The sequence below is a fragment of the Kitasatospora sp. NPDC101801 genome, assembly GCF_044766665.1.
GTDB lineage: Bacteria > Actinomycetota > Actinomycetes > Streptomycetales > Streptomycetaceae > Kitasatospora.
In genome coordinates this window covers 224,216-248,522 of record NZ_JBIWML010000004.1, presented here as the reverse complement: position 1 = coordinate 248,522, position 24,307 = coordinate 224,216, and the positions used below count along the sequence as shown (strand labels likewise).

At 71.1% G+C, this 24,307-nt stretch carries 22 protein-coding genes and 1 tRNA gene; 1 reads left to right on the top strand and 22 read right to left on the bottom strand.

What is annotated here, in order from left to right:
• Positions 1 to 76: 76 nt before the first annotated feature.
• From ACIRPK_RS08850 to ACIRPK_RS08755, 20 genes are all read right to left on the bottom strand, one after another.
• The gene (locus ACIRPK_RS08850; RefSeq protein ID WP_403034996.1) at positions 77 to 892 is read right to left on the bottom strand and encodes a F0F1 ATP synthase subunit delta; all 816 of its coding nucleotides are present in this window, start codon (positions 890 to 892) and stop codon (positions 77 to 79) included.
• Positions 889 to 1,455, bottom strand: coding sequence for a F0F1 ATP synthase subunit B (locus ACIRPK_RS08845; RefSeq protein WP_403034993.1), 567 nt, complete (start codon positions 1,453 to 1,455; stop codon positions 889 to 891). The genes ACIRPK_RS08850 and ACIRPK_RS08845 overlap by 4 nt, the downstream gene beginning before the upstream one ends.
• Positions 1,456 to 1,502: 47 nt before the next feature.
• Positions 1,503 to 1,736 carry an ATP synthase F0 subunit C gene (gene atpE, locus ACIRPK_RS08840; protein WP_345290108.1) on the bottom strand — a complete coding sequence of 78 codons (234 nt, stop codon included), beginning with the start codon at positions 1,734 to 1,736 and terminating at the stop codon, positions 1,503 to 1,505.
• 85 nt (positions 1,737 to 1,821) lie between these two features.
• The gene (gene atpB / locus ACIRPK_RS08835) at positions 1,822 to 2,652 is read right to left on the bottom strand and encodes a F0F1 ATP synthase subunit A (protein ID WP_403034989.1); all 831 of its coding nucleotides are present in this window, start codon (positions 2,650 to 2,652) and stop codon (positions 1,822 to 1,824) included.
• 264 nt (positions 2,653 to 2,916) lie between these two features.
• Positions 2,917 to 3,342, bottom strand: a complete 426-nt coding sequence (locus ACIRPK_RS08830) for a hypothetical protein (RefSeq protein ID WP_403034986.1) — start codon at positions 3,340 to 3,342, stop codon at positions 2,917 to 2,919.
• Between the two features lie 288 nt (positions 3,343 to 3,630).
• On the bottom strand, positions 3,631 to 4,950 hold the full coding sequence (locus ACIRPK_RS08825) for an MraY family glycosyltransferase (protein ID WP_403034984.1): 1,320 nt from the start codon (positions 4,948 to 4,950) through the stop codon (positions 3,631 to 3,633).
• A gap of 152 nt (positions 4,951 to 5,102) precedes the next feature.
• A complete protein-coding gene (glyA, locus tag ACIRPK_RS08820) occupies positions 5,103 to 6,362 on the bottom strand; it encodes a serine hydroxymethyltransferase (RefSeq protein WP_403034981.1) in 1,260 nt (419 codons plus the stop codon).
• Between the two features lie 400 nt (positions 6,363 to 6,762).
• Complete coding sequence (locus ACIRPK_RS08815; protein ID WP_403035155.1) at positions 6,763 to 7,407, bottom strand: protein-tyrosine-phosphatase; 645 nt, start codon at positions 7,405 to 7,407, stop codon at positions 6,763 to 6,765.
• 38 nt (positions 7,408 to 7,445) lie between these two features.
• On the bottom strand, positions 7,446 to 8,093 hold the full coding sequence (locus tag ACIRPK_RS08810; protein WP_403034978.1) for an L-threonylcarbamoyladenylate synthase: 648 nt from the start codon (positions 8,091 to 8,093) through the stop codon (positions 7,446 to 7,448).
• Positions 8,094 to 8,139: 46 nt separating this feature from the next.
• On the bottom strand, positions 8,140 to 9,006 hold the full coding sequence (prmC, locus tag ACIRPK_RS08805; protein ID WP_403034975.1) for a peptide chain release factor N(5)-glutamine methyltransferase: 867 nt from the start codon (positions 9,004 to 9,006) through the stop codon (positions 8,140 to 8,142).
• Between the two features lie 20 nt (positions 9,007 to 9,026).
• A complete protein-coding gene (gene prfA, locus ACIRPK_RS08800) occupies positions 9,027 to 10,106 on the bottom strand; it encodes a peptide chain release factor 1 (RefSeq protein ID WP_403034972.1) in 1,080 nt (359 codons plus the stop codon).
• Between the two features lie 123 nt (positions 10,107 to 10,229).
• Positions 10,230 to 10,454 carry a 50S ribosomal protein L31 gene (gene rpmE, locus ACIRPK_RS08795; protein WP_350663492.1) on the bottom strand — a complete coding sequence of 75 codons (225 nt, stop codon included), beginning with the start codon at positions 10,452 to 10,454 and terminating at the stop codon, positions 10,230 to 10,232.
• A 130-nt stretch (positions 10,455 to 10,584) separates the two neighbouring features.
• Positions 10,585 to 11,700: an LCP family protein gene (locus ACIRPK_RS08790; RefSeq protein ID WP_403034969.1), complete on the bottom strand. Its 1,116-nt coding sequence runs from the start codon at positions 11,698 to 11,700 to the stop codon at positions 10,585 to 10,587.
• 159 nt (positions 11,701 to 11,859) lie between these two features.
• Entirely contained in the window at positions 11,860 to 13,995 is a 2,136-nt protein-coding gene (rho, locus tag ACIRPK_RS08785) for a transcription termination factor Rho (RefSeq protein WP_403034967.1), read from the bottom strand.
• A 533-nt stretch (positions 13,996 to 14,528) separates the two neighbouring features.
• Positions 14,529 to 15,446 carry a homoserine kinase gene (gene thrB / locus ACIRPK_RS08780; RefSeq protein ID WP_403034965.1) on the bottom strand — a complete coding sequence of 306 codons (918 nt, stop codon included), beginning with the start codon at positions 15,444 to 15,446 and terminating at the stop codon, positions 14,529 to 14,531.
• Between the two features lie 323 nt (positions 15,447 to 15,769).
• A complete protein-coding gene (thrC, locus tag ACIRPK_RS08775; RefSeq protein WP_403034963.1) occupies positions 15,770 to 16,855 on the bottom strand; it encodes a threonine synthase in 1,086 nt (361 codons plus the stop codon).
• 8 nt (positions 16,856 to 16,863) lie between these two features.
• Positions 16,864 to 18,210 carry a homoserine dehydrogenase gene (locus ACIRPK_RS08770; protein ID WP_403034962.1) on the bottom strand — a complete coding sequence of 449 codons (1,347 nt, stop codon included), beginning with the start codon at positions 18,208 to 18,210 and terminating at the stop codon, positions 16,864 to 16,866.
• Positions 18,211 to 18,354: 144 nt separating this feature from the next.
• On the bottom strand, positions 18,355 to 19,746 hold the full coding sequence (gene lysA, locus ACIRPK_RS08765) for a diaminopimelate decarboxylase (RefSeq protein ID WP_403034960.1): 1,392 nt from the start codon (positions 19,744 to 19,746) through the stop codon (positions 18,355 to 18,357).
• A 78-nt stretch (positions 19,747 to 19,824) separates the two neighbouring features.
• Positions 19,825 to 21,480, bottom strand: coding sequence for an arginine--tRNA ligase (gene argS / locus ACIRPK_RS08760; RefSeq protein ID WP_403034958.1), 1,656 nt, complete (start codon positions 21,478 to 21,480; stop codon positions 19,825 to 19,827).
• Between the two features lie 103 nt (positions 21,481 to 21,583).
• Positions 21,584 to 22,042 carry a response regulator gene (locus ACIRPK_RS08755; protein ID WP_403034955.1) on the bottom strand — a complete coding sequence of 153 codons (459 nt, stop codon included), beginning with the start codon at positions 22,040 to 22,042 and terminating at the stop codon, positions 21,584 to 21,586.
• A gap of 149 nt (positions 22,043 to 22,191) precedes the next feature.
• On the opposite strand from ACIRPK_RS08755, the gene ACIRPK_RS08750 reads away from it, so the two are divergent.
• Positions 22,192 to 22,263: transfer RNA gene (locus ACIRPK_RS08750), tRNA-Arg, on the top strand.
• A gap of 95 nt (positions 22,264 to 22,358) precedes the next feature.
• On the opposite strand, the gene ACIRPK_RS08745 is transcribed toward ACIRPK_RS08750, so the two are convergent.
• Positions 22,359 to 23,399, bottom strand: coding sequence for a trypsin-like serine peptidase (locus ACIRPK_RS08745; RefSeq protein WP_403034952.1), 1,041 nt, complete (start codon positions 23,397 to 23,399; stop codon positions 22,359 to 22,361).
• A 164-nt stretch (positions 23,400 to 23,563) separates the two neighbouring features.
• Complete coding sequence (locus ACIRPK_RS08740) at positions 23,564 to 24,250, bottom strand: ABC transporter ATP-binding protein (protein ID WP_403034949.1); 687 nt, start codon at positions 24,248 to 24,250, stop codon at positions 23,564 to 23,566.
• Positions 24,251 to 24,307: the final 57 nt, after the last annotated feature.

Genomic DNA, 24,307 nt, shown 5'->3' with positions numbered 1-24,307 from the left:
GACCCCGGGGGGCCGGCTGTGCCGACTCCCGGCGGAGCCGGTTCCCGACCGAGGGTCGGATGATGCTGGTGGGTCGTCAGCCTTCGAGGGCCTGGCGAGCGCCTTCGAGACGGCTCGACACGGTGCCGTCGATGATCTCGTCACCGATCTGCACCCGGACGCCGCCCTGGACCGTGGGGTCCACGTCGATGTTCAGGTGCACCTGGCGGCCGTAGAGCCGGCCGAGCGCACTGCCCAGGCGGTCCTTCTGATCGTCCGACAGCGGAACGGCGCTGGTGACCAGGGCCACCACGCGGCCACGCCGGGCAGCTGCGAGCTTGGAGTAGGACTCCAGTCCGCTCTCCAGGCTACGGCCACGCGGGTCGGTGACCAGCGTGCTGACCAGACGGGCGGTGCCCGCGTTCACCCGGCCACCGAGCAGCTTCTTGACCAGCTCCGCCTTGGCGGCGGGGCCGGCCTTCGGCTCGGTGAGGGCGCTGCGCAGCTCGTGCGAGCCGCTGACGATCCGTCCGAAACGGAACAGCTCGTCCTCGACGTCGTCCAGCTGACCGGCCTGGTCGGCCGCGATGACCTCGGCGTAGGCGGCGAGTTCCTCGACCGCGTCCGCGAAGTCACGGCCACCCGACCAGCGCGACCGGACCAGGCCGGAGACCAGGTCGACGGCCTCGCCGGAGACCTGACCGGCCAGCAGCGAGCCGACCAGCTGGGCCTTGTCCTGACCGGACCGCGAGGGGTCGGTCAGCACCCGGCGCAGCGAGACCTCGCGGTCCAGCAGCGCCGTCACGGCGGTGAGTTCCTGGGCGAGCTTGGCCGCGTCCACCGAGGTGTTGTCGGTCAGGCTCTCGAGGTTCTCCCGGCCGGCGGCCAGGGCCTCACGGCTGGCGCCGATCACTTGGACGCACCCTGGGCCGCAGAGGCCTTGGCCTCCAGGTCGTCCAGGAAGCGGTCGATCACGCCGCTCTGCCGGGCGGAGTCCTCGAGGGACTCGCCAACAATGCGGGAGGCGAGCTGCGAGGCGAGCGAACCGACGTCCTGACGCAGGACGGCAGTCGCCTGCTTCTTGTCGGCCTCGATCTGCGCGTGGCCGGCGGCGACGATGGCCTCGCGCTGACGCTGGCCCTCCTCGCGCATCTCGGCGATCAGGGCAGCGCCCTGCTCACGAGCCTGCTCGTTGATACGAGCGGCCTCGTGACGCGCCTCGGAGAGCTCGGCACGGTACTGCTCGAGCAGGGCCTGGGCCTCGGCCTGAGCAGCGTCCGCACGCTCCATGCCGCCCTCGATCGCGTCCCGGCGGTCCGCCAGCACCTTTTCGATGCTGGGCAGGAGCTTCTTGCCGAGGATGCCGAAGACGATGAAGAAGCAGAGCAGGCCGATGACGATCTCGGGCCACGCGGGCAGAAGGGGGTTCATCTTCTCCCCCTCCTCCGCGAGGAGGAGTGCCACGGAGGCGCTCATATCTGAACCTTTCGTCGAATGGGGCTACGACAGGTAATTACGGTGAATTACTTGCCGGCGCCGAAGACGAACGGCATGACGATGCCGATGAGGGCGAGCGCCTCGGTCAGCGCGAAGCCGATGAACATGTTGGAACGGATCAGACCGGCAGCCTCGGGCTGACGAGCCATGGCCTGCACACCGTTACCGAAGATGAGACCGACGCCGATGCCGGGGCCGATCGCCGCGAGGCCGTAACCGATGGAGGCGACGGAACCGTAGACCTCAGCGAGCTGCGACATTTCATGTCCTTTGCGGGGTGGTGAGCCGGTGGTGGTTGGCCACCGGGCGTACTGGGGGAAGTGTGCAGCCAAGCGGCCGCAGAGCTCAGTGCGCCTCTTCGAGGGCACCGGCGATGTAGCTGCTGGCCAGCATCACGAAGATGTAGGCCTGCAGGAACTGGACCAGCAGCTCGAAGGCGGTCAGGCCGATGGTCACCACGAAGGAGACCGAGCCGTACAGCGCGCCGATGCTCGGGCTGAGCAGGTACCAGGAGGCGATGGAGAACATCACGATCAGCAGGTGGCCCGCGAACATGTTCGCGAAGGCTCGGACCGCGAGCGTGAACGGGCGAACGAAGATGTTCGAGAAGAACTCGATCGGCACCAGGATGAACATGACCCAGCCGGGGATACCGGACGGCCAGCACAGGTTCTTGAAGCCGCCGACGAAGCCGTGCGTCTTGAAGGTCAGGAACATGTAGGTGAACCAGACCACGGCCGCAAGGCCGGCCGGGAACGCGATCGCCGCCATCACAGGGAACTGTGCGAACGGGATGATCGACATGATGTTCATGATCCAGATGAAGAAGAACATCGAGACCAGCATCGGGACGTACTTCTCGCCCTTTTTGCCGATCGTCTCCATCACGATGGATCGCTTGACGAAGTCGTAGCCGATCTCACCGACCAGCTGGAGCTTCCCCGGGAGCAGCTTCGGCTTGGCGAAAGCGGCCCAGAAGAAGGCCATCACCAGGAAGGCGCAGAGGAACGCCAGCAGCATCGGCTTGTTGAACTCGATGCTGCCGATGGTGAAGATCGGCTCGAACTGGAACTCGTTGAGGCCAGGGGCGGGGAAGCCGCAACCGGAGAACAGGTGGCACCCGGCCTCAGAGGCGAGCTGCGTTACGTCAGCACCCACCACAGACTCCTTCGTCATGACGCATGGTTACGGCAACCTCGGTGTGTCGGCGCGGCCTGCGGCCACGGTGCGGCACTGGAACTTGTTGGGTATCTCGCCGACCCTGCACGGCGTCGTCCGATGCCGCGGGATCGTTGAAGACTCGGTGAGTGCGGGGGGCGATCCGTCCGCCGTGCGGAGAGACCTGGCCACGTCCCGTACTCGTTCGTCGCGACGGACGATAGCAGTCCGTCAGGACGGCATAAACACCGCCCCCCTCGTGCGAGGGACAGCCGGAGCCGCTCACGGCTTGCTGTCCTTCTGGTCCGAGGGGTCGTTCTGCACGTAGTACAGCTTGGCCTTCATGCCTGCGCGGACCTGGAACCCGGTGAAGGTCAGAACGCAGCCGAGCAGCGTGAAGGCGAACGCCTTGGTGTTGAACAGTGAGGTGTCCTTGAACACCGCGAGCACGATGCCCACCAGCAGGATCTGGGTGGTGTAGACCAGCAGGGCGCCGGCCATCAGCATGTGCGGATTGTTCCTGGTCAGCCGGTCGAGCGCGATCTGACCGAAGATGAAGAAGGCCAGCACCAGCAGCGTCGCAGCGAGAGCGCCGATCAGGCCCTTGGTACCCACCACCGCAGTGGAGATCGCGGTGGCGACAACTCCGGCGGCCGCAGTGGAAATTGCGGCGCCGCGGAACGGGATCCGGGCGTCGTGGGACGGCATGTCGGCAGCTCCGGCGGCATGTCGAGAAACGGGGGGACGGCGCTTTGGGACGCGGTGGTGACACCGCACCGAGGACATCCGCCATGGGCAGGCCGCTCGACGGCGAGCCCGTCGAGGGAGACCGACCAGGGACGGAAGTCATCCACCTGTCAGGTCTTTCGGCGTGTTCTCGGTACTCGTGAACGGTATCACAAACTATTTGATTAGAGCTTTACCATGTAGGTGTGGCACCTGTCACACCGACGGCCCAACAGTGCCGCCGTACGGGTGAAGGCAGTTGACGGCCAGTCAGCCCTGCTTCTCGCTCCGGCCGCCGACCGCGGTGGCGCCGGTGCCGAGCCGGACGAGCAGCTCCTTGTCGTCGGCCGACAGCTCCGCCATCGCCGGCGTCCCGGACGGGGTCACCTCGTCCCGGACCTCGGTCCCGGCCTCGGCGGCCGGGCCCTTGCGGTAGCGCGGCGGCACGAAGGCCTGCACCACCCGGGGGGCGCGCGGGCGGAACCGGGGCATCATCAGCACCACGATGCCGAGCAGGCAGAGCCCGGCCAGACCGAGCACCAGCGTCCGGCCCCGGCCCGGGACCGAGAAGGCCACCGTGCCGAAGGCGATCAGCGCGGCCCAGAAGTACATGATCAGCACGGCCCGGCTGTGCGAGTGCCCGACCTCCAGCAGCCGGTGGTGCAGGTGCTGCTTGTCCGCGGCGAACGGGGACTTGCCCGCCCAGGTCCGGCGGACCACCGCGAGCAGCAGGTCGGCCAGCGGCAGCGCGATCACGGTCAGCGGCAGCAGCAGCGGGATGTAGATCGGCACCAGCTCGTGCACCGTGGCGGTCTGCGACCCGGTCTGATCGGTGATCAGGTCCGGGTCGACCCGGCCGGTGATGGAGATCGCGGCGACCGCGAGCATCAGGCCGAGCATCATCGAACCCGAGTCGCCCATGAAGATCCGGGCCGGGTGCAGGTTGTGCGGCAGGAAGCCCAGGCACATCCCGATCAGCACCGCGCTGAACAGCACGGCGGGGGCCGCGTCGTTGATGCCGTAGCCGTACCAGAGCCGGTAGGAGTAGAGGAAGAACGCCATCGCGGCGATGCAGACCATGCCGCCGGCCAGGCCGTCCAGGCCGTCGATGAAGTTCACCGCGTTGACCATCACGACCACCAGGGTGACCGAGATGACCATGCCCATCGTGGGGGTGACCGAGACCGGGCCGACGCCGGGGACCGGGATCGAGATCACCGTGACGCCCTGCCAGACCATCACACCGGCGGCGATCATCTGACCGCCCAGCTTCACCAAGGCGTCCACGCCCCACTTGTCGTCCAGCACGCCGAGCAGCCACATGATCCCGGCCCCGGCCAGCAGGGCCCGGATGTCCGCGCTCTGGATGAACAGGTTGCCCAGGTGGGTCAGCTGCGAGGCGACCGCGAGACCGGCGCACAGACCGCCGAACATCGCGATCCCGCCCAACCGGGGGGTCGGCTCCCGGTGTACGTCGCGGGCCCGGACCGGCGGCATCGCGCCGGCCACGATCGCGAACTTCCGGACCGGACCGGTCAGCAGGTAGGTGACCGCCGCGGTCACGAACAGGACCAGCAGATACTCACGCACCACTGACCTCCTGCGCGACGGTCCGACCGGTGGGTACCGAAGGTACCCCCGTGCTTGCCCGGGGTTCGAGGTGCGTCGCCACGGAGCACACCTTATTGAGTCGGACGCGCCGCGTGTGCATCGCGGTTCGCCTTCCCGGGTGTTCCGGCCCGTCAGTTTTCGCCGAGCGCGGCCGCCAGCTCCCTGACCCGGGCCCCGATATCGGCCGTCGCACCGCCTCTGAGCAGGCGTCCGATCAGTTCCCCGGCCTCGGCCATGCCCTCGACGGTCATCCCCTGGGCGGCCACCGCACCCGTGCCCAGACGGATACCCGAGGTCTCGGCGGGCGGGGCCGGATCGAACGGGAGCGCGCACTTGCCGAGCATCAGTCCGGCCGCCGCGCAGCGCCGCTCGGCCTCGACGCCGGTCAGACCGAGCGCCCCGACGTCCGCCGTCACCAGCTGGGTGTCGGTGCCGCCGGTCAGCGGGGGCGCACCGGCCGCGCCGAGCGCCCCGGCCAGGGAGCGTGCACCGTCCACCGCACGCCGCAGGTACGCGCCGAACTCCGGCGTACCCGCCTGCGCGAACGCCACCGCCTTGGCCGCCACCTCGTTCATCGCCGCCCCGCCCTGACTGAACGGGAACACCGCCCGGTCCACCCGCCCGGCCAGCTGCTCCGAACACAGCAGCAACCCGCCGCGCGGCCCGCGCAGCAGCTTGTGGGTGGCGGCCACCGTGACGTCCGCGTACGGCACCGGGCTCGGTGCCAGACCCGCCGCGACCAGGCCCGTGGTCTGCGCCGTGTCGGCGATCAGGTAGGCGTCCACCTCGTCCGCGATCTCCCGGAAGGCGGCCCAGTCCAGGTGCCGGGGGTAGGAGATCCCACCTGCCACGATCGCCTTCGGCCGGTGCAGCCGGGCCAGCTCGCGGACCTGGTCGTAGTCGAGCAGCTGGTCCTGCTCGCGCACCCCGTACCCGATGAACTCGAACCACCGGCCGGAGAAGTTCGCCCGCGAGCCGCAGCTCAGGTGCCCGCCGTGCTCCAGCGACATCGCCAGCACCAGGTCGCCCGGCCGCAGCAGCGCCGCGTACGCCGCCAGCATCGCCGAAGTCCCGGACCGGGGCTGGACGTTGGCGTGCTCGGCGGCGAACAGCCGCTTCGCCCGGTCGATCGCGAGCAGCTCGGCGGCATCCGCGAGGGCGCAGCCGCTGTGGTGCCGGTGGCCGGGATAGCCCTCGGCGTACTTGTCCACCAGCGGGCCGCTCAGGGCCGCGAGCACGGCCGGGGTGGCGAGGTTCTCCCCCGCCAGCAGCTGCAGGCTCTCGGCCCGGCGGCCCGCCTCGGCGGCGAGCAGGTCGGCGAGTTGCGGATCGGCCTCCCGCAGCGCGGCGGGGGCGGTCCAGGAGAGCTGCACATCAGGGGTGACGGTCATGGCAAAGCTCCCGGGCAGCGGACAATTCGGGCGGCATCACCCAGCGTAGGCCGGGCCTCCCCCGACGGCCCGCCCATACACCCAGTAGAGCTGCCCCCGTTGGCGCGTCGCTTTCGCGGGGCACTCAGCGGTCGACTACCCAGGGGCTCGGGGCTGCGCCTTCGGCGGGCGCCCAGCCGACTACTACCCAGGGGCTCGGGGAACTGCGAGGAGATCTGGCGCTCGGGTCACCTACGAAAGTCCCTGGCCCCCCACGCAACGATCACCTTGCAAGGGCCGGCATCGCCGTTCCCCGAGCCCCTGGTGGTGCACCTCGTGCAGAAGATCGGCGTCGCCCACGCAGCGGAGCCGTACAACAACACCGCCCCGAGCCCCTGGACCGAAGACGGCGAGCGCCTGCCTAGCGGGTCGCGTTGCTGTGTACGCCGGTGAGTGCGGTCACGACCGGGTCGAGGGCGTCGAATATCTCCTCGCCGCAGTTGCGGAACATGCCGATCGGGGCGCCGTAGGGGTCGTCCACCTCGTCGGACTCGGGGGTCGCGGCGAGCAGCCAGCCGCGCAGGGCGGCGGCCGCCCGGACCAGGGCGCGGGCCCGCTCGGTGACCTCGGCGCCGCCCCGGGGATCGGGGAGGGTGGAGGGGTCGATCCGCCGGACCAGCCGGGTGAACTCCTTGAGGGTGAAGGTCCGCAGACCGGCCGCGTGACCCATCGAGATCACCTGCGCCCGGTGGTCGAGGGTCGCGGTGAGCACCAGGTCGGCGTCGATCACGTGCTCGTCCAGCAGCTCGCGCCCGGCGAAGCCGTCGGCGCCGACCCCGTACTCACCGAGCACGGTGGCCGCGTGCGCCTCCATCGGGGCACCCTCGTGCCCCCAGGTGCCGGCGCTCTCCACCACGATCCGGCCGGCGAAGTCCGCGAGCCGGGTGTCCAGCTCGTGCCGGGTCAGCCGTTCCGCGATCGGCGACCGGCAGACGTTGCCGGTACAGACGAAGAGGATGCGGAAGGAGTCGAGGGGCCGCGGCGAGACCGTGACGTACCCGGGTATGCCGAGGCCGGCGGAGGCGCCGTGCAGCGAGGCCGCTGTCAACTGCCGGCCTCCAGGTCCGGTACGACCTCCCTCAGCTGCTCGGCGCTGATCGCGCCGGCCCGCAGCAGGACCGGGACCTTGCCCGTGACGTCGACGATGGACGAGGCCACCCCGAAGTCGGCGTTGCCGCCGTCCAGGTAGACCGCGACCGAGTCACCGAGCTGGGAGAAGGCGTCGTCGCAGGTGGACGGCGAGGGGCCGCCGGTCCGGTTGGCGCTGGAGACCGCCATCGGGCCGACGTTGTTGAGCAGTTCGAGCGCGACCGGGTGCAGCGGCATCCGGACCGCGACGGTGCCCCGGGTGTCGCCGAGGTCCCAGCGCAGTGACGGCTGGTGCTTGGCGACCAGGGTCAGCCCGCCCGGCCAGAACGCGTCCACCAGTTCCCAGGCCTGCTCGGAGAAGTCGGTGACCAGCCCGTGCAGCGTGGTCGGCGAGCCGACCAGCACCGGGGAGGGCATGTTCCGGCCGCGTCCCTTGGCGTCCAGCAGGGCGCCGACCGCCTCCGGGCTGAACGCGTCCGCACCGATCCCGTACAGGGTGTCGGTCGGCAGCACGACCAGCTCGCCCCGGCGGATCGCCGAAGCGGCCTCGCGCAGCCCAGTCTCACGGTCGCCTGCGTCGGCGCAGTCGTAGCGGCGGCTCATCGGTGCGGTCCCCTCTCGGAAAACTGGCTTGTCGTCAGGAGCCGGTTCACAGCGACGCCTTGCGTGCGGTCGTGAAGCGCGGCCGGTTGTTCAGGTCCCGGTGGTCGGCGGCGTCCGTCCAGCCGCTCTCCTCGCGGAACACCCACGGCACCTGCCCGCCCTGGGTGTCGGCGTGCTCGATCACCACCACGCCGCCGGGGCGCAGCAGCCGGGCGGCGACCCGCTCGATGCCGCGGATCGCGTCCAGGCCGTCCTCGCCGGAGAACAGCGACATCTGCGGGTCGTGGTCGCGGGCCTCGGGCGCCACGTACTCCCACTCGGTGAGCGGGATGTACGGCGGGTTGCTGATCACCAGGTCGAACCGGCCGTCCCAGGAGCGGTCGTCCTCGAACGCCCGGGTCGCGTCGCCCGCGTGCAGGGTGACCCGGGCCCGGTCGGTGCTGGCGGCGATGTTGCGCCGGGTGTACTTCATCGCGCCCTCGTCCAGCTCGAAGGCGTGCACGGTGGAGCGCGGCAGCTCCTGGGCCAGCGCCAGCGCGATCGCGCCGGAGCCGGTGCACAGGTCGACCACCAGCGGCTCGGCCACGTCCATGTCGCGGACGGCGTCTATGGCCCACTCGACCACCGACTCGGTCTCGGGCCGGGGCACGAAGACGCCGGGGCCGACCTCCAGCTCCAGGTAGCGGAAGAAGGCCCGGCCGGTGATGTGCTGGAGCGGTTCGCGCGCCTCCCGGCGGGAGATGGCCTCCCAGTACCGGGCGTCGAACTCGCTGTCCTTCACCGTGTGCAGCTGACTGCGCTTGACGCTGTGGACGTGAGCGGCGAGTTCCTCCGCGTCGAAGCGCGGCGACGGCACCCCGGCCGCGGCCAACCGCTGGGTGGCCTGGGCCACCTCGGCGAGCAGCAGGTTCATCCGTACACCCCTTGTCCGGGTCAGTTCTCCTGGGCGGCGGCGGCCAGCTTGGCCGCCGCGTCGGCGTCCACGCAGGACTGGATCACCGCGTTGAGCTCGCCGTCCAGGACCTGGTCCAGGTTGTACGACTTGAACCCGGTGCGGTGGTCCGAGATGCGGTTCTCCGGGAAGTTGTACGTCCGGATCCGCTCGGAGCGGTCCACGGTGCGGACCTGGCTGCGCCGGGCGTCCGACGCCTCCAGGTCGGCCGCCTCCTGCGCGGCGGCCAGCAGCCGCGAACGCAGGATGCGCATGGCCTGCTCCTTGTTCTGCAGCTGGCTCTTCTCGTTCTGGCAGGACGCCACGATACCGGTCGGCAGGTGGGTGATCCGGACCGCCGAGTCGGTGGTGTTGACGGACTGCCCGCCCGGGCCCGAGGAGCGGTAGACGTCGATCCGCAGCTCGTTGGCGATGATCTCGACCTCGACCTCCTCCGCCTCCGGGGTGACCAGCACGCCGGCCGCCGAGGTGTGGATCCGGCCCTGCGACTCGGTGGCCGGCACACGCTGCACGCGGTGCACGCCGCCCTCGTACTTGAGCCGGGCCCAGACCCCGAGGCCGGGCTCGGGGGTGCCCTTGGTCTTCACGGCGACCGAGACGTCCTTGTAGCCGCCGAGGTCGGACTCGTTGGCGTCGATGATCTCGGTCTTCCAGCCCACCCGCTCGGCGAACCGCAGGTACATCCGGAGCAGGTCGCCGGCGAACAGCGCGGACTCCTCGCCGCCCTCACCCGCCTTGACCTCCAGGATGACGTCCTTCTCGTCGTTGGGGTCGCGCGGCACCAGCAGCACCCGCAGCTCTTCGGTCAGCTCGTCGCGCCGGGCCTCCGAGGACTTCATCTCGGCGATGAAGTCCGAGTCCTCGAGCGCGAGTTCACGAGCGGCCTCGATGTCCTCCCCGGCCTGCTTCCAGGCCCGGTAGGTACGGGTGATCGGGGTCAGCTCGGCGTACCGCTTGGAGAGCTTGCGAGCGTTCGCCTGGTCGGCGTGGACCGAGGGGTCGGCCAGCCTCGTCTCGAGGGCGGCGTGCTCGGTGAGGAGCTCTTCGACTGCCTCGAACATCGGGTGGGCCTACTTCCGCTGAAGCTGCATGGACAGGGTGGCGAGTGGGGGGAGACGCGAACGGCGCCGGTCCGAGCGCACCCATGAGTAGCTGGGTACGCCCGGACCGGCGCCGTACGGACGCTAGTCCTGCTTCGCGGAGAGCTTCTTGCCGAAGCGGGCCTCGAAGCGGGCGACGCGGCCACCGGTGTCCAGGATCTTCTGCTTGCCGGTGTAGAACGGGTGGCACTGCGAGCAGACCTCGGCGCGAATGACGCCGCTGGTCTCGGTCGAGCGGGTGGTGAACTCGGCGCCGCAGGTGCAGGTCACGTTGGTGACCACGTACTCGGGGTGAACGTTGGGCTTCAAGGGGTTCTCCTAGTGTTCGGGAGGGCACCGGGTCGGCAGCTGACAGCCGCACGTGAACCGGGACCGACGGACCAGTCTGCCAGGACTGACCGCATCTTCCCAAACCGAGTGCGGGCCGCGGGTATTCCGGCTACCTGCGGGGAGAGGCCGAGGCCCCGCTCCGGGCGGCCCCGGCTGGGGCCGAGGGGGTCGCCTCGGCCGGATTGGCCGGCTGGCTGCTCAGCACCGACTCCGGCACCGCCCGGTCGGCCGCCAGCGCCCGCCACAGCTCGGCGGCCCGGGGTTCGGCCGGGATCACCCGGTTCGGGTCGCTCGGGGCGGTCACCACCGGCAGGGTGACCATGCTGAGGTTCTCCGGGCCGATCGGCTTGAGGGTGTCGGCCAGGCCGACCAGGGCGCTCACCGAGGCCAGGTCGGAGTCGGTGGTGATGCTCTTGGTGAGCTTGTCCCCCACCGACCAGAGCTTGGCCGGGTTGCCGAACAGCCCCATGCCCTTGACCTGGGTCAGGAGCGACTTGACCATCTGCTTCTGCAGCTCGATCCGGCCCAGGTCGCTGCCGTCGCCGACGCCGTGCCTGGTCCGGACGAAGGCCAGGGCCTGGTCGCCGTTGAGCAGGTGCGTGCCGGCCGCCAGGTGCAGGCCGCTGTCCTGGTCGTCGATGGGCACCGTGGTGGTCACGGTGGCCCCGCCGATGGCGTCCACGAAGGATGCGAAGCCGGCGAAGTCGATCTCGACGAAGTGGTCCATCCGCAGCCCGGTGAGCTGCTCGGTGGTCTTCACCGCACAGGCGGGGCCGCCCACCTCGTACGCGGTGTTGAACATCACGCTCTTCGCGGCGGGCACCGCGGCGGCGCTGCCGACGGCGGTGCAGGAGGGCCGGGCGACCAGGGTGTCGCGGGGGATCGAGACCACCTCGGCCTGGGTGTGCGCCTGGTTGACGTGCACCACCATCGCGGTGTCCGAACGGGCGGTGCCGTCGGTGTCGCCGCCGGCCAGGTCGCCGTTCTTGCCGTTCCGCGAGTCCGAGCCGAGCACCAGGACGTTGAACGAGCCGTTGGTCGAGGCCGGCGGCCGGGCGGTGCCGAGCTGGGCGTCGATGTCGATGCTCTTGATGTTCCCGTTGAGCTTCCAGTACGCGTACCCGGCCGCCCCGCCGCCGAGCACCAGCAGCCCGGCCACCGTGCACGCGATGGTCCTGCGCAGGCGTATCCGCCGGCTCAGGGTCTTGCGTCGGTGCTCGGCCATAGCGTCTCGTCCTCAGTTCTCTGGGGCTTGGTCGGTATGACCTTCATTCTGAGCATAAGGGAGTCGGATACCGATAAGTCCGTTTCACGGGTCGCCCAGGGAGACGCGAGAGCCCCGGACCGCGGTTGCGGTCCGGGGCTCTCTGTTCCTGCCGGGAGGTCAGTCCTGGCCGGGGGTGTTCTTGGCGATCACCATCAGGAACTCGGCGTTGCTCTTGGTCTGCTTCATCTTGTCCAGCAGCAGCTCGATCGCCTGCTGCGAGTCCAGCGCGTGCAGCACCCGGCGGAGCTTCCAGGTGATGGCCAACTCCTCGCTGCCCAGCAGGATCTCCTCCTTACGGGTGCTCGACGCGTCGACGTCGACGGCCGGGAAGATCCGCTTGTCCGAGAGCTTGCGGTCGAGCTTGAGCTCCATGTTGCCGGTGCCCTTGAACTCCTCGAAGACCACCTCGTCGGCCCGCGAGCCGGTCTCCACCAGCGCGGTGGCGAGGATGGTCAGCGAGCCGCCGTTCTCGATGTTGCGCGCCGCGCCGAAGAACTTCTTCGGCGGGTAGAGCGCGGTCGAGTCGACACCACCGGACAGGATGCGGCCGGAGGCCGGCGCCGCCAGGTTGTAGGCGCGGCCCAGACGGGTGATCGAGTCCAGCAGGATGACCACGTCGTGACCCAGCTCGACCAGGCGCTTGGCGCGCTCGATGGCCAGCTCGGCGACGACCGTGTGGTCCTCGGCCGGGCGGTCGAAGGTCGAGGAGATGACCTCGCCCTTGACCGACCGCTGCATGTCGGTGACCTCTTCCGGACGCTCGTCGACCAGGACGACCATCAGGTGGCACTCGGGGTTGTTGTGGGTGATCGCGTTGGCGATCGCCTGCATGATCATCGTCTTGCCGGTCTTCGGCGGGGCGACGATCAGACCGCGCTGGCCCTTACCGATCGGCGACACGAGGTCGATGATGCGGGTGGTCAGGATGCCCGGGTCGGTCTCAAGCCGCAGCCGCTCCTGCGGGTAGAGCGGGGTCAGCTTGCCGAACTCGGGGCGGTTGCGGCCGCTCTCCGGGTCCATGCCGTTGACCGAGTCCAGCCGCACCATGGCGTTGAACTTCTCGCGGCGCTCGCCGTCCTTGGGCTGGCGCACCGCACCGGTGATCGCGTCGCCCTTGCGCAGGCCGTTCTTGCGGACCTGGGCCAGCGAGACGTAGACGTCGTTCGAACCGGGCAGGTAGCCGGAGGTCCGGACGAAGGCGTAGTTGTCGAGGATGTCCAGGATGCCCGCGACCGGGATCAGCACGTCGTCGTCGTTGACCTGCACCTCGGCCGGACCGGCCTCGAAGCGCTCGCCCCGGGTGCCACGTCCCCGACGGTCGCGGTAGCGACCCCGACGGCCGCGACGGCCGTCGCCGAACTCGTCGTCGTCGTAGCCGCCGACCGGCTGCTGCTGCTGGCTGCTGCTCTGCTGACGGTTCTGCTGCGGGGCGCTGTCCTGGCCGCCACCCTGCTGGGTCTGCTGACCCTGCTGGCGCTCACCGCGCTCCGGACGGTCGGTGCGGTCCCGGCGGTTGCGGCGGTCCCGGCGCGACTCGCGGCTGTCGCCGTCCTGACCGGCCTGGGCCGGCTGGCCCTCGGTGGTCTCGGTGCGCTCGCCGCCCTCCCGGCGGTCGCGGCGGTCGCGGCGGTCCCGACGGGTCTCGGTCCGGCCCTCGGCGTCGAGCGTCCGGGCGTCGGTACGGGTGTCGGCGACCGCGGTGGCGGTCGACTCGGCGGTGGCCGCGGCGGCGGCCTCGGCGGTCGGCGCACCGGCGGCCGAGGTGGCCCGGCGGCGGGTCCGCTCGGCGCGGGCCGGGGCGGCGGTCTCGGCGGCGGCCTGGACCGGGATCTCGATCTGGGCCTGCGGCTCGGCGGCCGGGGCGGCCGCGGCGGCCTTGGTCCGGCGGGCGGCCCGCGGCGGAGCGGCCTCCTCGGCCTGCGCGTCGGCCTTCGGCTCGGCCACGGGGGCCTCGACGGCGGCCGGAGCGGCGGCCTTGGCGGCCCGCTTGGCGGGAGCGGCCGGGGCGGCGGCGCCTGCCAGCAGCGGGTCGCCCCCGCTCTTCTCCTTGATGGCGTCAATCAGCTGGCTCTTGCGGAGACGGCCGGTACCGCTGATCCCGAGGGTCGAGGCGAGCTTCTGCAGCTCGGCCAGGACCAGGCCGTCGAGGCCCGCGGCAGCGGTACGGCGGCGCTTGGCCGGAGCCGCCGGGGCGGCGGTGTCTGACGCGTCGGCGTCGGGGCGCGCGCCCATCAGATCGGTGGAGTCGCTCACTAAGGGTCCTTCCCTGGAGCGGACGTCGGCCTGTCTGGCTCGGCGACCGGTTGTGCTGTCCTGACCAACGCTTGACTGCGTCGGTCCGAGGCGGTGATCCCCCGAATGGCGCTGCCAGTCGGGGAAGAGCTGCGATGTGCACGGTGGTGCGGAGTGGCGCGGATCGGTCTCGTGCCGGCCCCGCTGCCTGCGATACCCGGGCCCCCGTCGCGTGACGGTGGCCGGGCCCCATCCGGGCGTGCCTCTATGTGGGAGGCCGCGGGAGGGAGTCAGGTGCCGTCACGGCTTCGGGAAACGGCCGCCATTGCGCAGGCAGGCTGCGTACGCGCTGCGGAGGGCTCCCGGAGAATCGTGGTCCCGTTCGTCCACGGCCCCACTCGTGCGGACTGGCCGCAACAGCGGAGGCTCGGGATCGGGACGTGGCGCACGGCACCCCGGAGGGCACCTGGTGCAGCAATGAGGTTAACACTACCGACCCCCTGAGACATTCCCCGGCCCCGTTCTCGTCAATCGTGTCGGTGCGACCGTCTTGCTCAGCCGTCCAGCGGGAGCACCGAGGCACCGGTGCCGTCGAGCCGGAGCCGGTGGGCGGCAAAGCCGTCACCTGCGAAGGAGAGCAGTTTCTCGGCGTTCGCCTCGTCCGCGAGGGCCAGCACGGTGGGGCCGGCGCCGGAGATCACGGCCGGGACGCCCTCGGCTCGCAGGGCGCCCACCAGACCGGCGCTCTCCGGCATCGCGGAGGCCCGGTAGTCCTGGTGCAGGCGGTCCTCGGTGGCGGGCAGGAGGAGTTCCGGACGGTTGGTCAGAGCCTCCACCAGCAGGGCGGCCCGACCGGCGTTGACGGCGGCGTCGGAGAGCGGGACGGTCTTCGGCAGCAGGCCCCGGGCGGTCTCGGTGAGCACCTCGGTGGACGGGATGAAGACCACCGGCACGACCAGCTCGGACGGCTCCAGCCGGACCGCCTTGGCGGAGTCCTCGTCCGTCCAGGCGATGGTGAACCCGCCCAGCAGGCAGGCGGCGACGTTGTCGGGATGGCCCTCCAGCTCGGAGGCGAGGGCCAGCAGGGCGGCGTCGTCCAGCGCGCTCGGGCCGCCGATGGTGACGGCGCGGGCGGCGACGATGCCGGCGCAGATCGCGGCGGAGGAGGAGCCCAGGCCCCGGCCGTGCGGTATCCGGTTGGCACAGACCACCTCCAGGCCGCGCGGCTGTCCGCCGAGGCGGTCGAAGGCGGCCCGCATCGAACGGATCATCAGATGCCGTTCGTCGCGCGGCAGGGTGGCCGCACCCTCACCGGCGATGTCCACCGAGAGACCGGATTCGGCGACCCGGACCACCACGTCGTCGTACAGGCCCAGGGCGAGTCCGAAGGCGTCGAAGCCGGGGCCGAGGTTGGCACTGGTCGCGGGAACCCGGACCCGGACGGCGGCAGCACGGAACGCGGGACCAGCCATGGTGGTGGGACTCTCCTGGGAGGTGACGGCCCGGTTGGGGTCGGGCCTGCGGTGGTACGTGTGCGGGGTTTTCGCGACAGCTGCCCCGGCGGGGCGGGCGCGGCGCACGGCGCGGCCCACTGCTGACCAGACTATCGAAGAGAGGTTCCACAGCGGTACACCCCGCACCCCTCCGATCTGCCGTGTTGCCGATTCTGGCCGGAAATTGCGCGAAATCGGGCAGCGATTCCACCCGGAAGTCGGCGCGGTCGGGCAGAAAAGCCCCCCTCGGCAAACAAGTCGGGCCGACCCCCGAAAGAGTCGGCCCGCTTGTTGACAACTCGTCAGTCCAACAGCCCGAGGCGGCGGGCGGCCGTCTCCGGGTCGATCGGCACGATCTGCGGCTGCGGCGCGCCGGCCACCGCCCAGTCCGGGTCCTTGAGGCCGTTGCCGGTCACGGTGCAGACGATCCGCTGGCCCGGGTCGACCAGGCCGGCCTCCGCCTTGGCCAGCAGGCCGGCCACCGAGGCGGCCGAGGCGGGCTCCACGAAGACACCCTCCTGCGCGGCCAGCAGCCGGTAGGCGGACAGGATCTGACGATCCGTCACCTTGTCGATCAGGCCGCCCGAGTCGTCCCGCGCGGCGATCGCGTAGTCCCAGGACGCCGGGTTGCCGATCCGGATCGCGGTGGCGATGGTCTGCGGCTTGAGCACCGGCGCACCGTCCACGATCGGGGCCGAGCCGGAGGCCTGGAAGCCCCACATCCGCGGCGTGCGGTCGGCCAGACCGTCCTTCGCGTACTCGGTGTAGCCCTTCCAGTAGGCGGTGATGTTGCCCGCGTTGCCGACCGGGAGGACGTGGATGTCGGGGGCGTCGCCGAGCATGTCGACGATCTCGAAGGCGGCGGTCTTCTGGCCCTCGATCCGGACCGGGTTCACCGAGTTGACCAGCGCCACCGGGTACTTCTCGGAGAGTTCACGCGCAAGGGTGAGGCAGTCGTCGAAGTTTCCGTCCACCTGGAGGATCTTCGCGCCGTGCACCAGGGCCTGGCCCATCTTGCCCAGCGCGATCTTGCCCTGCGGCACCAGCACGGCGGAGACCATGCCGGCCCGCACCGCGTACGCCGCGGCGGAGGCCGAGGTGTTGCCGGTGGAGGCGCAGATGACGGCCTGGGCGCCGTCCTCCTTGGCCTTGGAGATCGCCATCGTCATGCCGCGGTCCTTGAAGGACCCGGTCGGGTTGGCGCCCTCGACCTTGAGGTAGACCTCGCAGCCGGTGCGCTCGGAGAGCACCTGCGCGGGCACGAGCGGCGTACCGCCCTCGAGCAGGGTGACCACGGGGGTGGCGGCGGAGACCGGCAGGCGGTCGCGGTACTCCTCGATGAGGCCGCGCCACTGGTGGGTACGACCGCTCTGGATGACGGCGTTCATGGTGCTACCTACTCCCCTTCAACCCGCATGATGCTGGCCACGTCCCGCACGCTGTCGAGCGCGCGGAGCTTGTCGACCGTCGCCGACAGCGCGGCGTCGGTGGCGCGGTGGGTGACCACGACGAGCGAGGCGTCGCCCGCCCGTCGCCCGCCACCACCCTCGACCGAGGCGACTTCGTCGCCGCTGCCTACACTTCGGCCCTGCTGGCGCACGGTGTCGATGGAGACCCCGTGCTCGGCGAAGACGGAGGCCACCTGGGCCAGCACGCCCGCGCGGTCGTCCACGTCCAGGCTGACGTGGTACCGGGTGATCACCTGGTCCATCGGCTTGGCCGGGAGCTGGGTGTACACCGAGTCGCCGGGGCCGGTGGTGCCGTTGACCTTGTTGCGGCAGACCGCGACCAGGTCGCCGAGCACCGCGGAGGCGGTCGGCGCGCCACCGGCACCGGGGCCGTAGAACATCAGCCGGCCGGCCGCCTCGGCCTCCACGAAGACCGCGTTGTACGCCTCGCGGACGGAGGCCAGCGGGTGGGTCAGCGGCAGCATCGCCGGGTGCACCCGGGCGGTGACCGACTCGCCGTCGGCGGCCCGCTCGCAGATCGCCAGCAGCTTGACCACGCAGCCCATCTCCTTGGCGGAGGCGATGTCGGCGGCGGTCACCTCGGTGATGCCCTCGCGGTAGACGTCGGCGGCGGTCACCTTGGTGTGGAAGGCGATCCCGGCCAGGATGGCGGCCTTCGCGGCGGCGTCGAAGCCCTCCACGTCGGCGGTCGGGTCGGCCTCGGCGTAACCGAGCGCGGTGGCCTCCTCCAGCGCCTCGGAGTACCCGGCGCCGGTGGAGTCCATCTTGTCCATGATGAAGTTGGTGGTGCCGTTGACGATGCCGAGCACCCGGTTCACCTTGTCCCCGGCGAGCGACTCGCGGAGCGGGCGGAGCAGCGGGATGGCCCCGGCGACGGCGGCCTCGTAGTAGAGGTCCACGCCCGCGGCGGCAGCGGCGGCGTGCAGCTCGGCGCCGTCCTTGGCCAGCAGCGCCTTGTTGGCGGAGACCACCGAGGCGCCGTTCGCGAAGGCGCTCAGGATCAGGTGCTTGGACGGCTCGATGCCGCCCACCACCTCGATCACCACGTCGATGTCGCCGCGGTTCACCAGGGCCTCGGCGTCGGTGGTGATCAGGTGCTCGGGGACCCCGGCGCGGGCCCGGCCGGCCCGGCGGACCGCGACCCCGACGAGCTCGACCGGAGCGCCGATCCGCGCGGCGAGGTCGGCGGCGTCCGTCGTCATGATGCGCGCCACCTCGGAGCCCACCACACCACAGCCCAGCAACGCCACCTTCAGCGGGCGCGTACGCATCATCCGACTCCGCTCTGCTTTCTCGGGTTTTCCGGCGGGCTCATTCGTTGGCGGTATTCGCCGCCCGCAGGGTATTCGGTCCGTACCAGTCTCCGGGACCAGCCGCACGAATCTACGGCCGGTCCATCATCTGAGACGAGAATTTCCTCATCCGATATCGAGCCGCAGGAGATCCTCCTCCGTCTCGCGGCGGACGATCACCCGGGCCGCACCGTCCAGGACGGCGAGCACCGGGGGCTTGAGGGCGTGGTTGTAGTTGCTCGCCATCGAGCGGCAGTACGCCCCGGTCGCGGGGACCGCGATCAGGTCGCCCGGCGTCAGGTCGGCGGGCAGGAAGGCGTCCCGGACCACGATGTCGCCGGACTCGCAGTGCTTGCCGACCACCCGGACCAGCATCGGCTCGGCCTCGCTGGTGCGCGAGACGAGGGCGACGGAGTACTCGGCGTCGTAGAGCGCGGTGCGGATGTTGTCCGACATACCGCCGTCCACGCTGACATAGGTGCGCAGTCCGTCGAGCGGCTTGATCGTACCGACCTCGTACAGCGTGAACGCGGTCGGGCCGACGATCGCCCGGCCCGGCTCGACGCTCAGCCTCGGTGCGTTCAGGCTGGCGGCGGCGCACTCCCGGCGGACGATCTCGGCCAGCGAGGCGGCGATCTCGGCGGGCTCGCGCGGGTCGTCCTCGCTGGTGTACGCGATGCCCAGGCCGCCGCCGAGGTCGATCTCCGGCAGCTCCACCCCGTGCTCGTCCCTGACCTGCACCAGCAGTCCGACCACCCGGCGGGCGGCCACCTCGAAGCCGGCCGTGTCGAAGATCTGCGAGCCGATGTGCGAGTGGATGCCGCGCAGTTCGAGGCTGGGGTGCGCGAGGGTGCGGCGGACCGCCTCGGCCGCCCTTCCGCCGCTCAGCGACAGGCCGAACTTCTGGTCCTCGTGCGCGGTGGCGATGAACTCGTGGGTGTGCGCCTCGACGCCGACCGTCACTCGGATCAGCACCGGCTGCCGGACACCCTGGGCCGCCGCGATCGCGGCCAGCCGGTCGATCTCCTGGTACGAGTCGACCACGATGTGGCCGACGCCCGCCTTGACCGCCTGCTCCAGCTCGTCCGGCGACTTGTTGTTGCCGTGCAGCGCGATCCGCTCGCCCGGCATACCGGCGGCCAGCGCGACCGCCAACTCGCCCGCGCTGCACACGTCGAGGTTGAGCCCCTCCTCGTGCAACCAGCGGACGATCGCCTTGGAGAGGAACGCCTTGCCCGCGTAGTAGACGTCGGCGCCCTCGCCGAACGCGTCCCGCCAGGCGCGGGCCCTGGCCCGGAAGTCGGCCTCGTCCATGACGTACGCCGGGGTGCCGAACTCGGCGGCCAGCGCCTTGACGTCGAGGCCACCGACCGTGACGACGCCCTCGGCATCGCGGGTGACCGTGTGGGACCAGACCTTGGGGTCGAGCGCGTTCAGGTCGCTCGGCGGGGCGAGGTAGTGGCCCTCGGGCAGTACGTCGCCGTGACGGGGGCCGGCGGGGTGGGCGGAGCGGCTCATCGTGGTGTCCTTACGAGTAGGGGCGGTGACGTGTCCTGACGGACCGTCACCGCCCCCGGGGCGCTTGGGGGTTGGCGACTACATCCGCTCGGGCGTCGATACGCCCAGCAGCGTGAGCCCGTTGGCGATGACCGTGCGCGTGGCGTCGGCCAGCCAGAGCCGGGCGTGCGTCAGGTCGGTGACGGGCTCGTCGCCCTTGGGCAGGATCTGGCAGTGGTCGTAGAACCGGTGGTAGTCGCCGGCCAGATCCTCCAGGTAGCGGGCCACGTGGTGGGGCTCGCGGTGCTCGCCGGCCTTGGCCAGCACCCGGGGGAACTCGCCGAGCTGGCCGAGCAGGGTGGACTCCCACTCGGTGCTCAGCAACTCCGGCTTGAAGTCGGCGGACTTGGCGATGCCCCGCTCGGCCGCCTTGCGCTGCACGCCGCACATCCGGGTGTGTGCGTACTGCACGTAGAAGACCGGGTTCTCGTTGGCCTGGCGGGTCAGCAGGTTGATGTCGAGCGTGATGGTGGAGTCGGTGGACGACCGGGCCAGGGTGTACCGGGCCGCGTCCACGCCGATCCAGTCGATCACGTCGTCGATGGTGATGATGTTGCCGGCCCGCTTCGACATCCGGACCTCCTCACCATCCCGGACCATCTTGACGAACTGGCCGATCTTGACCTCGATGTTGCGGTCCATGTCGTCGCCCGCGCAGGCCGCGATGGCCTTCAGCCGGTTGACGTAGCCGTGGTGGTCCGCGCCGAGCATGTAGACCGAGACCTCGCTGCCCCGGTCCCGCTTGCTCAGGTAGTAGGCGGCGTCGGCGGCGAAGTAGGTGGTCTCGCCGTCGGCCTTGACCAGCACCCGGTCCTTGTCGTCCCCGAAGTCGGTGGTGCGCAGCCAGATCGCGCCCTCCTGGTCGAAGACGTGGCCCTGCTCGCGCAGCCGCTCGATCGCCTTCTCGACGGCGCCCGAGTCGTGCAGCGACTTCTCGGAGAACCAGACGTCGAAGTGGGTGCCGAACTCGTCCATCGAGCGCTTGATCTCGGCGACCATCAGCTTGAGGCCCTCGGCCCGGAAGACCTTGAGCTGCTCGTCCTCGGGCAGGTCGAGGACACCCGGCACGCCGGCCACCAGGGCCTTGGCGATGTCGACGATGTACTCGCCCACGTAGCCGTCCTCCGGCGCGGGCCGGCCGTTCGCGGCGGCCTGCAGCGAGGCGGCGAACTTGCCGATCTGCACGCCGGCGTCGTTCAGGTAGTACTCGGTGGTGACCTCGGCGCCGGTGGCCCGGAGCACCCGGGCCAGCGAGTCGCCGACGGCGGCCCAGCGGACGCCGCCGATGTGGATCGGGCCGGTCGGGTTGGCGGAGACGAACTCAAGGTTGATCTTGAGGCCCTTGAGCGCCTCGTTCCGGCCGTACGCCGGGCCCGCCTCGACGATGGTGCGGGCCAGCTCACCCTGGGTGGCGGCGTCCAGCGTGATGTTGAGGAAGCCCGGACCGGCGATGTCCACCTTCGACACCCCGGCGATCTCTCGCAGGCGCGCGGACAGGATCTCCGCAATGGCTCGCGGCGGCTTGCCGGCCGCCTTCGCGAGCTGGAGGGCCACGTTGGTGGCGTAGTCGCCGTGGTCCCTGTTCTTGGGGCGCTCGATCGTCACGTGCTCGGGCACGGCGACGGTCAGCTCGCCCGCCTCGACGGCGGCGCTCACTGCGGCCTGGACTGCCTGGGAAAGCTCTGCGGGTGTCACGCGCCCCAGCCTAGGCGAGAGGCGGTGGGCGACCGCACCCGGTTTACCCGTTGAGACGGGCGTGCTGCGGCTTTCGGGTGCCGATGTTCGCTCTGGGCGAACGTTAGCCGCTCTCACCCAGCTCCATGCCCGGATCGAAGCCGCCGCCGAACCCGTAGGCGAACCGCTGCCGCGGGGCGTCCCGCCGGCTCAGCAGCATCAGCCGCCGGACCAGCGCCACCAGGTCGGCCGGGTCGAACGGCTTCCCGAGGTACCCGTCCACGCCCACCGACTCGCCCTGTCGCAGCTCGGCCGGCGCGCAGGCGCTCACGATCGCGATCGGCAGCCGTCTGGTCGCCGGCGCCGCCCGCAGCCGGGCCGCCGTCCTGAGCCCGTCCAGCCTCGGCATCATCACGTCGAGCGTCACCACGTCGGGCGCCACCCGGCGGACCACCTCCAGGCACTCCGCGCCATCGGCAGCCGTCACCACCTCGAAGCCCTCGAGCTCCAGGTTGACTCTGATCAGCTGGCGGATCACCTCGCTGTCGTCCACCACGAGGACCCGCCCGGGCGCTCCGGACACCTCACCGAGGGTAGCCGCGCACCCACCCACCCGTCCGGCCTTTCCCGACTTCCGTCCGCACCCGGCCGACCCACCCCCGAAACCCGTGCACGGACCACTCCCCCGGCCTGGTAATGTTCTCCACGTCGCCACCGCGGGACACCAAGCAGGCCCCCGTAGCTCAGGGGATAGAGCACCGCCCTCCGGAGGCGGGTGCGCAGGTTCGAATCCTGCCGGGGGCACTTCGCAAGAGGTGCTGCAAAGGCCCAAGTTGACCATCGGTCAGCTTGGGCCTTCGTCATGTCCAGGATGGTGCCGGGCCGTGGGGTGGTGCGGGTCAGCCGGTGGTGGCCTTGGTGAAGAGGGCGGCCAGGGTGTCGCCGAAGGTGGCGGCGTAGGAGATGTCCTCGGTGTCGCCGCCCTCCTGGTAGCCGCCGATGACGCCGATCACGTGGCCGGTGCCGGCTTCGACGAACGGGCCGCCGCTGGTGCCGCCCGGGAAGTCGGGGCAGTCGATCCGGCGTTGGTGGGCGGACTGGGCGGTGGTGGGGGCGGTGCAGAGGATGGGGGCGTCGCTGCGGCTGGGGTAGCCGTACAGCCGGGCGGTGGCGGTGGGCGAGGCACCGAAGCCGATCGGGTTGCCGCCGACCGTGGCCTGGACGGTGCGGCCGCCGGCATCGGGGGCGATCTCCAGCAGGGCGTAGTCCTCGTCGGGGTCCCGGTCCTGCTGCCAGCCCTCGCTGGTGTGGACCGCGGTGACCTGCCAGGTCCCGTACGGGGCACTTCCGTTGCGGTAGCCGGGGGCGAAGGTGACGCCGGTGGCCGAGGACAGGCAGTGGGCGGCGGTGAGGGCGAAGGTGCCGCTCGGGCTGTCCACCACGCTCGCCGTGCAGAAGTGGTGGCCGTCGGTGAACAGGGCGCCGACGCGGGCGGATTCGGTGGTGGCCGGGGCGGTGGCGGTGGTGCCGAGGCCCGAGGGCAGGGTGGCCGACGGGGTGGGCGTGGCCGACGGGACCGGGGCGGACGACGGAGCGGGGGCCGAGGGCTTCCGGCTGGGTGACGGGGCGGCGGCGACCGGCGCTGCGGCCGGCGCGGGGTCGTCGGCGGTGTCCTCGTCGGCGTCGTCATCGCCGTCGACCGGCACCGGGGCGTCCGGCGGGACGACGGCGGCGGGAGCCGGATCGGCCGTGGGGACGGGAGCGGCCGCGGGCGGCGGAGCGACCGGGCTCTCCGCGACCGGCGGGACGACCGGAGCCGGGGCAGCGCTGGGCCCGGCCCGCCGGGCGGAGGACGGCGTGGTGGACCGGGCGGCGGCCGGCGAGACGGCCACCAGGGCGGCGATCAGTGTGCCGACCGCGAGTCGGTGCGCGGTGGTCATGGAGGCGCTCCCAGCGTCACGGCCGGCCCGGCCAGTCGGTTCAGTCGATGAGGTTCGGTTCGACTATGGGCTGCCGAGCTGGAGATCGGGTGATCTTTCGCTGGGAGTGCGGTGAGAATTCTGCGACCGCCACCCGACGGCCCCGCCGCGGAACGCCGGTCGCCTCAGTCCACGATCCGCCCGTCGTGCAGCGAGACCACCCGGTCGGCCTGTGCCATCAGGGTCGGGTCGTGGGTGGCGACCAGGGCGGTGACGCCCTGGGAGTGCACCACCGCGCGGAGCAGCTCCATCACCGCGAGGCCGGTCTCGGAGTCGAGTTGGCCGGTGGGCTCGTCCGCGATGATCAGGGCCGGGTCGTTGGCCAGGGCGCGGGCGATCGCCACCCGCTGCTGCTGACCACCGGAGAGTTCGGCCGGCCGCTGGTCGGCCTGGTCGGCCAGCCCGACCAAGGCGAGCAGGGTGCGGACCCGCTCCTCGCGTTCGGCCGCCGGGAGCTTGCGCAGCCGCATCGGGACACCGACGTTCTCGGCGGCGGTGAGCACCGGCAGCAGGCCGAAGGACTGGAAGACGAAGCCGATCCGGTCCCGGCGCAGCGCCAGCCGGCCCGCCTCGTCGAGGCCGGAGAGGTCGCTGCCGTCGAGCGAGATCCGGCCGCTGGTCGGGGTGTCGAGACCGCCGACCAGGTTGAGCAGGGTGGTCTTGCCGGAGCCCGATCGGCCCTTGAGCGCGGTGAGTTCACCCCGCGCGGCGGTGAAGGAGACCCCGCGCAGCGCGTGCACCGTACGTGGCTCGGCGCCGAAACTGCGCCGCAGATCCTCGACCACGACCATGGGCGAAGGTGTTTCGGTCATCAGTGCTGTCCCCCGAGCGCGCGTTGCAGTATGACGATGCCCGATTCTGCTCACCTC

What these genes read in the sequence shown, in the direction of transcription:
- ACIRPK_RS08790 (WP_403034969.1), bottom strand. Translation starts at nt 11,700, where the DNA reads ATGGCCGAGCACCGACGCAAGACCCTGAGCCGGCGGATACGCCTGCGC.
- lysA (WP_403034960.1), bottom strand. Translation starts at nt 19,746, where the DNA reads ATGAGCCGCTCCGCCCACCCCGCCGGCCCCCGTCACGGCGACGTACTG.
- prfA (WP_403034972.1), bottom strand. Translation starts at nt 10,106, where the DNA reads ATGTTCGAGGCAGTCGAAGAGCTCCTCACCGAGCACGCCGCCCTCGAG.
- thrC (WP_403034963.1), bottom strand. Translation starts at nt 16,855, where the DNA reads ATGAACGCCGTCATCCAGAGCGGTCGTACCCACCAGTGGCGCGGCCTC.
- ACIRPK_RS08745 (WP_403034952.1), bottom strand. Translation starts at nt 23,399, where the DNA reads ATGACCACCGCGCACCGACTCGCGGTCGGCACACTGATCGCCGCCCTG.
- ACIRPK_RS08770 (WP_403034962.1), bottom strand. Translation starts at nt 18,210, where the DNA reads ATGATGCGTACGCGCCCGCTGAAGGTGGCGTTGCTGGGCTGTGGTGTG.
- thrB (WP_403034965.1), bottom strand. Translation starts at nt 15,446, where the DNA reads ATGGCTGGTCCCGCGTTCCGTGCTGCCGCCGTCCGGGTCCGGGTTCCC.
- ACIRPK_RS08740 (WP_403034949.1), bottom strand. Translation starts at nt 24,250, where the DNA reads ATGACCGAAACACCTTCGCCCATGGTCGTGGTCGAGGATCTGCGGCGC.
- prmC (WP_403034975.1), bottom strand. Translation starts at nt 9,006, where the DNA reads ATGAACCTGCTGCTCGCCGAGGTGGCCCAGGCCACCCAGCGGTTGGCC.
- ACIRPK_RS08830 (WP_403034986.1), bottom strand. Translation starts at nt 3,342, where the DNA reads ATGCCGTCCCACGACGCCCGGATCCCGTTCCGCGGCGCCGCAATTTCC.
- atpB (WP_403034989.1), bottom strand. Translation starts at nt 2,652, where the DNA reads ATGACGAAGGAGTCTGTGGTGGGTGCTGACGTAACGCAGCTCGCCTCT.
- ACIRPK_RS08845 (WP_403034993.1), bottom strand. Translation starts at nt 1,455, where the DNA reads ATGAGCGCCTCCGTGGCACTCCTCCTCGCGGAGGAGGGGGAGAAGATG.
- ACIRPK_RS08810 (WP_403034978.1), bottom strand. Translation starts at nt 8,093, where the DNA reads ATGAGCCGCCGCTACGACTGCGCCGACGCAGGCGACCGTGAGACTGGG.
- glyA (WP_403034981.1), bottom strand. Translation starts at nt 6,362, where the DNA reads ATGACCGTCACCCCTGATGTGCAGCTCTCCTGGACCGCCCCCGCCGCG.
- atpE (WP_345290108.1), bottom strand. Translation starts at nt 1,736, where the DNA reads ATGTCGCAGCTCGCTGAGGTCTACGGTTCCGTCGCCTCCATCGGTTAC.